The 13,189-nt window shown below is 33.9% G+C and carries 12 protein-coding genes and 1 tRNA gene; 4 read left to right on the top strand and 9 right to left on the bottom strand.

The window, feature by feature from the left end; translation table 11 throughout:
• Window positions 1-107: 107 nt before the first annotated feature.
• Window positions 108-845 carry a DUF3575 domain-containing protein gene (locus IPN31_09165; GenBank protein ID MBK8682056.1) on the top strand — a complete coding sequence of 246 codons (738 nt, stop codon included), beginning with the start codon at window positions 108-110 and terminating at the stop codon, window positions 843-845.
• 133 nt (window positions 846-978) lie between these two features.
• Window positions 979-3,291: a T9SS type A sorting domain-containing protein gene (locus IPN31_09160; protein MBK8682055.1), complete on the top strand. Its 2,313-nt coding sequence runs from the start codon at window positions 979-981 to the stop codon at window positions 3,289-3,291.
• Window positions 3,292-4,340: 1,049 nt separating this feature from the next.
• Here IPN31_09160 and IPN31_09155 read toward each other — a convergent pair.
• The 5 genes from IPN31_09155 to IPN31_09135 form a co-directional block, all read right to left on the bottom strand.
• Window positions 4,341-4,414, bottom strand: a tRNA-Arg gene (locus tag IPN31_09155).
• Window positions 4,392-4,643: a GIY-YIG nuclease family protein gene (locus tag IPN31_09150; protein MBK8682054.1), complete on the bottom strand. Its 252-nt coding sequence runs from the start codon at window positions 4,641-4,643 to the stop codon at window positions 4,392-4,394. Before IPN31_09150 ends, IPN31_09155 begins: the two co-directional genes overlap by 23 nt.
• An 89-nt stretch (window positions 4,644-4,732) precedes the next feature.
• Window positions 4,733-5,719 (bottom strand): flotillin-like protein FloA, encoded by a 987-nt coding sequence (gene floA, locus IPN31_09145; protein ID MBK8682053.1) that lies wholly within the window; start codon window positions 5,717-5,719, stop codon window positions 4,733-4,735.
• A gap of 2 nt (window positions 5,720-5,721) precedes the next feature.
• The gene (locus tag IPN31_09140) at window positions 5,722-6,195 is read right to left on the bottom strand and encodes a hypothetical protein (GenBank protein ID MBK8682052.1); all 474 of its coding nucleotides are present in this window, start codon (window positions 6,193-6,195) and stop codon (window positions 5,722-5,724) included.
• A gap of 36 nt (window positions 6,196-6,231) precedes the next feature.
• Complete coding sequence (locus tag IPN31_09135) at window positions 6,232-8,481, bottom strand: hypothetical protein (protein MBK8682051.1); 2,250 nt, start codon at window positions 8,479-8,481, stop codon at window positions 6,232-6,234.
• A gap of 41 nt (window positions 8,482-8,522) precedes the next feature.
• On the opposite strand from IPN31_09135, the gene IPN31_09130 reads away from it, so the two are divergent.
• Window positions 8,523-8,897 (top strand): DUF983 domain-containing protein, encoded by a 375-nt coding sequence (locus IPN31_09130; GenBank protein MBK8682050.1) that lies wholly within the window; start codon window positions 8,523-8,525, stop codon window positions 8,895-8,897.
• Between the two features lie 2 nt (window positions 8,898-8,899).
• Window positions 8,900-9,286 (top strand): GTPase, encoded by a 387-nt coding sequence (locus IPN31_09125; protein MBK8682049.1) that lies wholly within the window; start codon window positions 8,900-8,902, stop codon window positions 9,284-9,286.
• Here IPN31_09125 and dacB read toward each other — a convergent pair.
• From dacB to IPN31_09105, 4 genes are all read right to left on the bottom strand, one after another.
• On the bottom strand, window positions 9,258-10,736 hold the full coding sequence (gene dacB / locus IPN31_09120; GenBank protein ID MBK8682048.1) for a D-alanyl-D-alanine carboxypeptidase/D-alanyl-D-alanine-endopeptidase: 1,479 nt from the start codon (window positions 10,734-10,736) through the stop codon (window positions 9,258-9,260). The genes IPN31_09125 and dacB overlap by 29 nt on opposite strands.
• A gap of 194 nt (window positions 10,737-10,930) precedes the next feature.
• On the bottom strand, window positions 10,931-11,653 hold the full coding sequence (gene dapB, locus IPN31_09115) for a 4-hydroxy-tetrahydrodipicolinate reductase (GenBank protein MBK8682047.1): 723 nt from the start codon (window positions 11,651-11,653) through the stop codon (window positions 10,931-10,933).
• Window positions 11,650-12,273 (bottom strand): hypothetical protein, encoded by a 624-nt coding sequence (locus tag IPN31_09110; protein MBK8682046.1) that lies wholly within the window; start codon window positions 12,271-12,273, stop codon window positions 11,650-11,652. Before IPN31_09110 ends, dapB begins: the two co-directional genes overlap by 4 nt.
• A gap of 14 nt (window positions 12,274-12,287) precedes the next feature.
• Entirely contained in the window at window positions 12,288-13,175 is an 888-nt protein-coding gene (locus IPN31_09105) for a ParB/RepB/Spo0J family partition protein (GenBank protein MBK8682045.1), read from the bottom strand.
• Window positions 13,176-13,189 lie beyond the last annotated feature (14 nt).

The following is a 13,189-nucleotide window of genomic DNA, read 5'->3' as shown; positions in this document are numbered from 1 at the left end:
CGTCAAAAGTAATAAGGTTTTATTAAATAATTCGGTATAATTGTTCCTGAGGTTTAATAATAAATCATAGATTTAAACCGCATTTATCTTAGCAAATTATTAATACAATGAGAAACACTTTGATATTTTCTATCACGATTCTCTTAGGATTCAGCTCCTATGCACAAGACCCATTCCTTAAGGACTCCCTTCCAGAATTTAAAAATAATATAAAGCTCAACGTGAGTTCATTTGCAATTTATGATAAGGCGTTCATCATGAGTTATGAAAGGATAATTAACAATAAGCAAAGTATGTCAATTGAGTTCGGAGCCGCCGCATTGCCCACAATAGATTCATTAGCAGCAGATGGATTTTATTTATCTAAAGAAAATCAAAACAAAGGTTTTAAAATAGCTTTTGATTACCGTTTTTATCCCCAAAAAGAAAATAAATTTAGTGCACCAAGAGGAATTTATATAGGACCTTTTTTAGCGTTTTATCATTTCGATAAACAAAACAGCTTTCAATTTATTGATTCTAATTCGGTAAGTGTAGATCTGAATGTAAAGGCAAATATTTATCAGGCAGGTTTTGAAGTGGGATATCATTTTATTTTTTATAAGCGTTGGTCTGTTGACCTTTTACTAATGGGTCCGGCATTGTCTTTTTATTCTACCAATATTAATTTGAGTTCTACTGTTTCTTCTGAAAATGAATTAGTTCAGGATTTCTATCAAGCTTTAGCAAATAAATATCCTGGCTTTAGTACACTGGTTAACGAAGGTGAAATAACAACAACCGGAAGAACCGATTTTTTTGCCGGAGGCTTTCGCTACTCTGTTTCTATCGGGTTTTTGTTTTAGGGATTTTATTAAAATATCGAAATACCTTAAAAGTCACAAATTTTAATTTTTATTTGTTGAATAACAAAATAATTTAATTTGAAATTAGTATTTATACTTAATGGTTAGATTTGTTATAACAAAAACTTATTATATGAAAACATTTACCTTACTTACCTTACTATTAATTATCAATTTAATTACTTACGGGCAGCAACCATTAATGGAAACACAATCGTTGATTTCTCCTGATGGAATTTTATCAACTAATTTAAAACATACTGAAAATCCCATCCTGAATAATTATCTCAGAAGTGCGGTGGATTTTGTTCCCATCGGTACTTCCTACAATTTATATTCAATTCTTAATTCTGAACAAGGCCAGGTTTCCTATAACCCAGATATAAATACAATCGCATTTGTACATCGCCAGAACGATGGAACACCAGGTGGTTCAGGTGGATTAGCATTTGATTATTCAACGGATGGCGGCGCTACATGGACAATAAATCAAATCCTTACACCTAATTATAATGCAGGTACTACAGGCATGTCTGGTAATAGAGTGCCAAGCGGTGCATTATGGAACCCATCCGGAAATACAAATCCTAATGCTGCATACTTTGTAACACATGGCCCGTGCCTTACGCCAGTAACAGGATCTTGGGGAGCAACAGTAAATGCCTCACAAAAACTAAATGGAGCAAAAATTAAGGAGTCTTATTATTCTGAAAATAATTTATCTAATGATTATATTGCATACGGAATCCAAGCTTACGCAAGTGGAAGTTTATGGGATTGTAAAATAAATTTAGATCTTGACACTGTCTATATCAATGAAGCCACATTTATTGGTGGTATAAATTCATTTGAATTTAATTCTACTGCTATTGCTCCGGATTGGTATATGACCAATGGTGAACTTGCAGGAATAAATCCGAAGTGTATGACTGTATTTAATGAGCAGGGAATTATAGGATATACTATAATTATCGGCACATTAAATTCTGATCCGATACATAATTTACAGCCAACGATACTCAAAACCGAGGATGCAGGGGGCACTTGGTCCTACCTCCCTTGGTTTGATCTTTCTTCACTTACAGAAATACAAAATTGGCTAATCCCTTCTGATGCCGGAGCCGGTCCAATTAAACCGTCATTCAATGAATTTGATGCTACAGTAGATGCAGATGGAAGGCTGAATATTTTCGCAGCAGTTTCAAGTGGCTTATCTTCTAATACTTTTGATTCTTTATTTTATACTTATTCAAATCATGAAGTAATGCTGCACTTTTCTGTTAGCGATGGTTCTGACTGGACTGCAAAAAAAATTGGCTTCAGTAATTTAACGAAAATCAATATTGGCTTCGTTGAACTAACTTATAATCCGCAAATTAGTCGCACTGCAAATGGGGAAAGAATATTTATGATCTGGGCCATGTCTGATTCATTGTTATATGATGAACACTCTGCGCCGGATATTCATGCAATGGGTTACGAAGTGGAAACTGGATATTATACCGTTGAATTAAATATTACTGAAGGTACAGATTATGCAAATTCTGCATATTATCCCACTATGTCTTCAGTTTCAATTGACAATGATTATACGTATGAATTGCCGGTTGTATTTGCTTTGCCCGGAGAACTTGATATAAGTCCGCCACAATATTATTATATAAAAGGTATTACATTTTTTGATGAAGAATTTTGCAGCATTGAACTAACCATAAACATTACAGCATCCGATACTACTAATTTTTGTCAAGGCGACTCAGTTATTTTAACCGCTACACATGATGGAACTTCAGTGCAATGGAGGAGAAATGGAACAGATATTCCGGGAGCAACAGATGAAAATTATACAGTAACTAAAAAAGGTAATTATAGATGTATTGTTTCTAATGCATGTGGCATTACTAAAACTTCAACTCCGATTATCGTAAATGTTACTAAGCCACCCGTTGCTATAATTTCCGCAGATGGTGCTACTACATTTTGCCCAGGTGATAGTGTTACATTATCTATAATTCCCAAGCCGGATAGAAGCTATCAATGGATGCGTGGAAGCACAACCATTGCCGGTGCTACTAACAGCACCTATGTAGCAAAATATAATGGTGTTTATAGATGTTTAGTTACTATTATTTCAACTGGTTGCTCCAAGTCTTCCGGATCTATTCCTGTAACAGCATCATGTAAAATTGCTGATACATTTGAATTGGAAATGTATGTGAATCCTAACCCAACTATAGATGAAATTTATCTACAAATTTCTGAGGAGCTGAACAATGATGCAAATATTAGAATCTATAATTTAACCGGAAGTCTATTGATTGAAAAAACATTACCTGCATATTCGCAAACAATCAATATTAATTTAGAAAATTTTGCAACAGGTATGTATATATTAGAACTGCAAACAGCGGATAAAATAATTACTCAAAAAATTATGAAAGAATAATTTGAGGTACTTATTAAAAAAATAAAAACAACCCTTACAATTCAAATTTGTAGGGGTTGTTTTTTTTTATAAGTAAACCCTTTATTTTAGTATTATCTCATTCGTTAAAGTTGTGGAGATATTTAATAACTCAATTTTAATTGAGTCGAATTCGATGCCTTAAAAAATTATGGCAGGATGAAATTATAAGGATGAAAAATTCATAAATAAAAAAAGCGAAACTTCCGCTTCGCTTTTTTAGTGACCCCGCCAGGAGTCAAACCTGGAACCTTCTGATCCGTAGTCAGATACTCCCTGCCTGCCGAAGGCAGGTATTCAATTGAGCTACTTCAATAATATCTTAAAAATACTTTTCGACATCTGCACTTTACAATCAACTATACTTCAAAAAAAAATTGCACCTCATTTATTTTTAAAAAAGTTAATGCTAAATATTTTGCTTTGTACGAAATGCATAAATAAAAAAAGCGAAACTTTCGCTTCGCTTTTTCAGTGACCCCGCCAGGAGTCAAACCTGGAACCTTCTGATCCGTAGTCAGATACTCCCTGCCTGCCGAAGGCAGGTATTCAATTGAGCTACTTCAATAATATCTTAAAAATACTTTTCGACATCTGCACTTTACAATCAACTATACTTCAAAAAAAAATTGCACCTCATTTATTTTTAAAAAAGTTAATGCTAAATATTTTGCTTTGTACGAAATGCATAAATAAAAAAAGCGAAACTTTCGCTTCGCTTTTCCGGCCCCCTTTAAACTTGACCTTGCTCTATTTCTGCCCAAAAAAAAGAAATTTAGTGACCCCGCCAGGAGTCAAACCTGGAACCTTCTGATCCGTAGTCAGATACTCCCTGCCTGCCGAAGGCAGGTATTCAATTGAGCTACTTCAATAATATCTTAAAAATACTTTTCGACATCTGCACTTTGCAATCAACTATATTTCAAAAAAAAATTGCACCTCATTTATTTTTAAAAAAGTTAATGCTAAATATTTTGCTTTGTACGAAATGCATAAATAAAAAAAGCGAAACTTTCGCTTCGCTTTTTTAGTGACCCCGCCAGGAGTCAAACCTGGAACCTTCTGATCCGTAGTCAGATACTCTATTCAATTGAGCTACGGGGCCATTTATTAATATATTCTCTTCCTATACCACTTTTAAAATATTTTTCTCTTGCCCTTGCTTCTAAACGACTTGGAAGTTCTTCCTTAAAAAGTAATTTCCATGGACGATATCCTTTTGTAGATTTTGTTTTTCCAGAATTGTGCTCAATTAACCGCTTATCAAAATCACTGCACATTCCTATATAATGTCTACCGGTATTATTTATCAATATATATACAAAGAACTTCATCGCTTAGTCAGATACTCCCTGCCTGCCGGCAGGCAGGTATTCAATTGAGCTACGGGGCCATTTATAGCTGCAAATTTAACGACTAAATATTATTTTATATCATCCTTTTTTTGGCCTTTACTTAATGCATCACGCATATCAGTATCTGACTGAATATTTTTCATGCGATAGTAATCCATGATACCAAGATTTCCTGAACGGAAAGATTCTGCCATTGCCAATGGAATTTCTGCTTCTGCAAGAATCACTTTTGCTCTTGCTTCCTGTGCCAATGCTTTCATTTCTTGTTCTAATGCAACAGCCATTGCTCTGCGTTCTTCTGCTTTTGCCTGTGCAATATTTTTATCGGCATTCGCCTGATCAATTTGTAATTCAGCTCCAATATTTTTTCCAATATCTATATCTGCAATATCAATAGATAAGATTTCAAATGCAGTTCCTGAATCCAACCCTTTAGCTAATACCGTTTTAGAAATGGTATCCGGATTTTCTAATACTGCTTTATGATTTGCTGCAGAACCAATAGTAGTTACAATACCCTCACCTACCCTTGCAAGAATAGTTTCTTCACCGGCACCTCCCACTAATTTTTGAATATTTGCACGCACAGTTACTCTTGCTTTTGCAATTAATTGAATACCGTCTTTTGCAACTGCTGTTACCGGTGGTGATTCAATTACTTTTGGATTTACACTCATCTGCACTGCTTCAAAAACATCACGACCTGCAAGATCAATTGCAGTACACGATTTAAAATCCAATGGAATATTTGCTTTGTCTGCACTTACCATTGCATTTACAACACGCTTCACATTTCCACCTGCAAGATAATGCGCCTCCATTTGATCACGGGTTAACAGAATTCCTGCTTTATGTCCGGTTACTAATGTTTCAACAATTATGGATGGATTCACTCTTCTCCATGGCATAATAATGAGTTGCAATAAACTAATGCGCACTCCTGAAAGTTGTGCCGACAACCAAAGCCGAAACATACGCAACAATGCAAACACAAATATCAATGCGATGATACCAATGATTACAAATACAACTAAAAGAATCTGACTACTTTCCATAATTAATTATTTACTGGTTTAACAAATATTTTATTCTGATCAATTTTTACAATTTCTACTTCTGAATTTTTATCAATAAACTCACCTAAGGAATATACCGTTTGACGATTCTCATTACTAAAAATTACAAACCCTTCCGGACGCAATGCTGTAAAACTCGTTCCTATATCACCGATTTTAAATTCTGAAATATCTTCATCATTTACTTTCCCATCAATGGTTGCAAATAATGCCCATTTTTTGGATCTGATTCTTTTGTAGCCGATGTATAAAATTATTCCTGTGCCGATGATACTTCCAATTAACAATAAATTTCCTGCAGTATTTCCAAATTCCGTATATCCAAGAAAAACTCCAATAGCAACAACTCCAATTCCCAAAATAGTGAGTATTGACGTACCCGGTATTAGAAATATTTCAATAAAAATAAATACGAGACCAACAAGAATTATTAAAATGAGAAGGAAAAGATTCATAGATAAACAAAGATACCTTAATACTATGGATTTATATTATGGTTCAATTGGAATAAAGGTTATTGAGTATTTTATATCTATGTCCGGTTGATTATAAATATGTATTCCGGTAATTTCTACATAGTAAGTTATTTCTGCCTGCAACCAATAATCAATATCCGGTATATTGAAAACAAGTGTCGGCTGTCCATAGCCGTTTTCTAATGGGTAAATAGTAACCGGAATATTTTTTTTACCCAACATTACCTTTACTTGTACTTTGCTAAAGTCTGCATTTGCCAAAGACACCGACCAACGACTACAAATAAAATTTGCTGGTACATAACCTTGTGGTGGCCACAATACATATTGATATTTAAACACTTCTGTAACCTCACCCGGATAATTTGTATTGCGTCCGCCTAATGCCCAAAGTGCCATTGCATCTGGTGTACTTCCATGTCCGAATACTTTGCGATAGGGATTTAAAATCCAACGGCGGTGACCAACCGATTGATTGCCACTTCCACTATCTTCAATTTGTCCATACAAAGCAGAAGTGCTGTGATAACCGAGTGATAAATTTGAATTAGATGCACCTGTGTTTGCCATAATAGAATAGCACTGCCACTTCGTATCAATGCCATGAGATAATGCATTATTTGCATCCATAGCAAAAGCAGCGTTCTGACAAAATATATTCAACGAATCACTCAACACACAACTATCAGGAACACCTGCTAATCGGCGATAATAATTAAGTGCCGAAATAAAAATTTGTTGTGCTTCCTTGCTGATAGTTCCTGCATTGCAAGTTGTGAAATCTCCATTCCATTTTAAGTCTTCATCTGATATTGAAATGTTTACATAATTGCTTTTATAGTCTGCAATTACCCATTCTTTTTGCAGTGATTTTGTAACCGGATCATTTGGGTTTTGCTGCAATAGGATGCGTAAAATTTCTCCTGCTTTACTAAATTGTTTTTCTCCAATTAATTCCCTTACTTTTTCCTGCGAAGTAGTGTATGTAAACTTTTTAATCACGGGCTCATCTTCAAATAAAAATAGCAGTTTGCGTAATTCTAAATCATAACCCACTTGCTCATATTTATTTTGCAATTCAGTAATGATTGTACTCCGCCATACACTCCAATCATTTTTATATTTCTTTTTAGTTGAATACACATACACTAATATAGCGGCTGTATGCAAATCATTTCTATTAAATGCATCCTCAACAATTGCCTTTAATTTTCCGGTGAGTTGGGGCTCTATTGTATTCAAATTAATAAGTGCCGACACAACACATGTATCCAAAGTAACTGCTCCTTTGCCATACATGAGTTGAATAAAAGTGGATTGAATAATTTCCGTATTTAAAAAAGTGATAATTGAATCTCGAATTACTTCATCATAGCCATTGTAAATTGCATTGATATCAATATCTGTTTCACATAAAGTAATATCTTCTGAAGCCTCAGCATACAATCTATTTTGTATTAATTCCCATCGCAAATTATTATTGTGACCGGCTCCAACTGTTTCTAAAGAATCCAATTTAAAAAGCAAAGTAGTGTATATAGAATCCGCTGCATTATCTACAATATCATCTGCGACAGTTTGTATAAACACAACAAAATTGATTTTACTTTCAGCACCGGGAAAAATCCAAAGACTGCGATCCATAATTGTAATTGCAGAATGTAAATCACCGGTTTGATATAATCCTTCTGCCAGCTCTGAAAAAATATGTATTAAATCCGGATCAATATTTTTTCCGTTTTTATAATCTAAATAAATATCACGGGCGGCATAATTCAATTGCATTGTTGCATCATACGTTTCACCTTGTTCCATTAAAATTTTACTATATAAATAATATACTTCTGCGTCGGGAGATAGTTTAATTAATAAATCCACTATGCGGCCGGCATGCCACATATCTTTATTATCAAAAAACCACGAAGCTGCAGTTCTTGTAAGCATAATTATAGAATCTACTTTGGAGGAATGCGCCTGAATAAAGGTTTGATTTTTATCTTTCAACTGAATTACCTGCAAAGCACCAAGCGATTTTTCTGCTGCAGGTTTATTTCCATCCCGAGTTATTGCATCAGCTCCTAAATGAGCATAGGCAAGTGATTTATATAAGTAAACCTGAAGATCTGATTTATTTTTTTCTAAAACTTTATCGCAGGCTTCAATGGATTTTAGATAGTTTGCATCATTATAATAATCCAGATATTTCTGTGCAATGGAAGTAAGGGATACAGAAAAGAAAAGTAAGAAACAGTGTGTGATTTTCATTCGTGTACTAACGTCAAATATATTCCTTTTATTTTTGCAACATGTCTTTTCGTAACAGTCAATTAGGTGTGGCATTGCGTTTAAAATGCCCGAGATGCAAAACCGGCAATTTATTTATTGAACCCAATTCATATAAACTAAAATCACTTGCAGAGATGCCCCGGTATTGCCCGAAATGCAATTTAAACTTTAATCCTGAAACAGGTTTTTATTTTGGCGCAATGTGGATGAGTTATGCGGTTGGCGTACTGTTAAGTATTGTACTTATTTGTCTTTTCATTTTTGTTTTTAAAATAGAAGTACTTTGGTCGTTTATCGCAATGGCGATAATTCATATACTTATTTCACCTTATTTATTCCGATTTTCAAGAGCGTTGTGGCTAAGCTTTTATGTGAACAATCATAGGAATATTTAATCATGAAGAATACATTACTTTTTATTTATAATGCCAATTCAGGAACATTAAATGGCTTGTTTGATTTAATACATAAATCTATTTCACCAAAAACTTATCCTTGCGATTTATGTGCAATTACCTATGATTTAAAAGGAATGCTTCCAACATGGAAAGAGTACACAAATAAATTACCCTACAAGATTTTGTTTCTGCATAAAGATGAATTGAAAAAAGAATACCCGCTTATTACAACATCACTTCCCGCAATTGTATTATTGCACAATAACACTTTTCAAGTTATAATTTCGAGTGAAGATTTTAAAGAAATAAAATCACTGGATACGCTAATTCAGAAAATGGAATTTACATTGCAATCTATTACTCCAACCCCGCCATCAAAATCATAAGCTTTTCCAATTTGCTTTTTAATTCCGTGGAGGAACATGTATAATTATTTACGATAACACTGAACACATAAATCTTTCCTGATTTACCTTCTACAAATCCTGTATAAGAACGCACCTTAGACATGGTTCCACTTTTTGCAAAGATTTTTCCCTGCGCTGCTGTTCCACTGGCCATTGATTTTAATGTTCCTGAAACACCAGCAACCGCCATTGACTTTTTATAATCGGAAAAATAACTGCGCTTGGTTGCATACATCATAAAAGAAGCCATCTGATAAGTAGTCATTACATTCAATCGAGATAGGCCGCTTCCATCTTCCATATTAAAACCTCGTAAACTATAACCTGCTGTTGTCCAGAAATCTCTGGTAGCTTTTATGCCTGCATTGCGACTTCCCAATAATAATTTTTCTTTACCAATAGTTTTTAAAATTGACTCCGCATATAAATTAATGCTTTTACTATTTGTCTCCGTTATAATTTCCAATAAATTCGCAGAAGTATGTGTATAGATAGTTTCTCTTTTTGCATTACTAAATTTAGTTATTGGAGTCATTTGATATAATACGTACGCACCATTCTTCACTTTTACTCCTTTTAATTCCAGCACTTTTACAAATTCATCTGCAGCAAATTTTGCAGGGTCAGGCATTGCACCTTTCACTTCATATCTTTTAACTCCTACAGGTATTGTCCCAGTAATTGTTTTTTTATAACTATCCGGACCACCAAAAATATAAGCGTTATTTCCAGACCCGCCTGCGATTACTTGATTTTCAAATTCAAGTGCATTAATTTTTGGAAACACACTATCAATTTTGGTTGATTTTTTTTCACTGCTGTAATATAATGTATAGATATTTTCAAAAAAATTTAAGCCGTTTGCACCACTACCATAATATTGTCCGATATCATCCCAATTCCAACTTCCTGTAACAAACTCATCATCAAAAACACGAGTGTCTGCAATTACAAAACCTTGTATTTCTTTTATACCATATTGCTGAATTATAGCAGCCCAATTTAGCAAAAGTGTATCATAGCGATTGTATCCTTTCATTCTATTACTACCCAAAGTAGGATCACCACTTCCGCTGATATATAAATTTCCGGTTAATACACCATTACTTAATTCACCATCATATTCCAACTTTGTTTTATAGGTATAATTCGCACCTAACAATTCCATTGCAGTGAGTGTAGTAATTGCTTTAACACCACTTGCAGGAATCAAACTTCTTTCTTTATCAAAGGAACTCAACACAGATCCATTTACTGGATCCATTAAACAAAAACCCCAACTTGCATTTAACAAGTCAGCATCTTTACTTAAAGTGCTGACATAATTTTCAATTGACTGAAGACCTTGAATTTTTGTTTGCGCATAAATATCATTTGCAAATATTGATGCAAAAAATGTAATAAGGAATATTTTAAATGTGAATTGCATGTTGGTGATTATAATTTTTTTTTGCAATGAATAAATGATTTACAAAACTTCCAATTTAAACAGGAAATAAAAAACTACTTATTCAAAAAATGTTGTTAGGAAAATAGTATTCAGAACAATAATTAAAAACTGAAAGCTGATTTTATTTTTCTTTTAAAAATTTTGTATTACAACGCAGATAAGATGAAATGTGATTAATGCAATTTTAAAACATCACGCATTGTGTAAACACCGGATGGTTGTTGTAACAACCATTTTGCTGCCAGCACCGCACCACTTGCAAATCCGTATCTTGATTTAGCAACATGTGTAAGTGATATTGTATCAACCGCCGAATCATATTCTATGCTATGTGTTCCCGGAACTCCTTGTTCACGAATGGATGTAATTGGAATTTCTGAATTTATTTCAGAACTATTATTTACCCACGATTTAAAAATCGGATTTGATTGCATAATAATATTTGCCAACTGAATTGCAGTGCCACTGGGTGCATCTTTTTTTTCAGTATGATGAATTTCAGTAATTGATAATTTATAATCCGGATGAGATGAAAACATTGCAGCAACAATTTTATTTATTTCAAAAAATAAATTTACACCAATACTAAAATTTGGTGCATGTACTAATTTACTATTATGCGCATTGCAATATTTAGTAATGGTATTTAAATCTGCTGACCAACCTGTAGTTCCACAAACAACAGGCACACCTGCTTCCACACATAATTGAATATGTTGCACCGCTAAATGTGGCGCTGTAAATTCAATTGCAACATCCGCTTGTTGCAAATTACTTTTAGTGAGATCATCTATATTACCACTTCCAATTTTAAGTACTACCGTATCATTCTGTTGGTTCAGGATTTCTTCGATAGACTTTCCCATTTTACCATAACCGATAAGCGCTACTTTCATTTGATAGTAAATTTAAGTTTGACACCATACGCATTTGAATTTCTGAAATCATTGGATGCATACAACGGTAAATTATAGTAAGGTTTTAATTGTAAACTGAGATCATCAGAAATATCAAAAGAAAACAAATGCGCATCCACCACTGCATCCACAATATTTAAAATATAAACCGCAGAAAAAATAACAACAGACAGGTCCAGATTTTTTTTATAATACTCGGCATATTGCAATAAAGAAGTTTCAGAAGGTATGGTTACCACATAATCATCTGTGGTTGTAGAATCCCCATCTGTTCTAATTAAATATGCATCTTTTATATCATTATAATAATATGCATTAAACCAAATAGCATATCCAGAAACACCAAGCCCTGCATATACGATGGGTATTTTCCAGTATTTTTTATTGTATGCTTGTCCCATACCGGGCACCAAACTTAGCAACGCTGCTTTAGTTGGAGAATGTGGATCATCATTCCAAAAACTTTTTTGTGTAACAATGCCTATCGTATCCATTTTAAATTCTACAGTATCCGTTACAGATGCCTGTAAAGAATCCGATTCCTGCGCAAAAGCATGTACAGGAAAAATTAAACAGAAAAATATAATTACTCGAGACATTTACAGAAGTAAATCTAATCCATCAGATCTTTTATACGAAACAAATCGTCATCAGAAAAAAATGAAATATGAATTTCACCTTTACCAAGTGAATTGCGTTTTACAATTACACGGGTACCTAATTGAGTTGCAAGATCATCCTGCAATTTTTTGAGGGCATAAGGTAAACTTCCGGTAACTGGTTTTTGATGTTTAATTTTTCTTTTTTGATAAGTGCGCACTAAATCTTCAGTTTCACGCACGGACAAACCTTTTTTCACCACTTCCTTATAAATTGCAATTTGCCCAATCGGATCTTCTAAATTAATAAGTGCCCTCGCATGACCTACAGTAACTTCTTTCTTTTTTAATCCGGTTTGAATATCCGGTGGCAATTTTAATAATCGCAAAAAATTAGTTACTGTACTTCTGCTTTTTCCAACACGACTTGCCAACTGCTCATGAGTTAAAGTACATTCATCTAATAATCTGCTTAAATGAATTGCAATTTCAACTGCATTTAAATCTTCACGCTGAATATTTTCGATAAGTGCAATCTCCAACATCTCCTGATCATTTGCAGTGCGCACATAAGCTGGCACTTCATTTAATCCTGCAAGTTTAGAAGCTCTAACTCTGCGTTCACCACTGATGAGTTGAAATTTCCCATCATCTAATTTACGCACGGTGATTGGCTGAATTACACCATGCACTTTAATGGAAGCGGAGAGTTCTTCCAAAGCTTCTGAATCAAAATCAGCACGAGGTTGAAATGGATTTATTTCAATCAGATCTAATGCTATAAAATTTGTACTCGCACTGTCTGATTTTTGCTGAGCAGCTAAATCCAAAGAAGTATCCGACTCCATGTTTTCAAGAAGCGCTCTGATACCTTTTCCTAAATCTGATTTTTGCTTGCTCATGTAATTATTTGAAA

This window comes from Bacteroidota bacterium, assembly GCA_016715425.1.
Taxonomy (GTDB): domain Bacteria; phylum Bacteroidota; class Bacteroidia; order Chitinophagales; family BACL12; genus JADKAC01.
The sequence above is the reverse complement of the archived record's forward strand: the minus strand, read 5'-3'. Positions and strand labels throughout refer to the sequence as shown.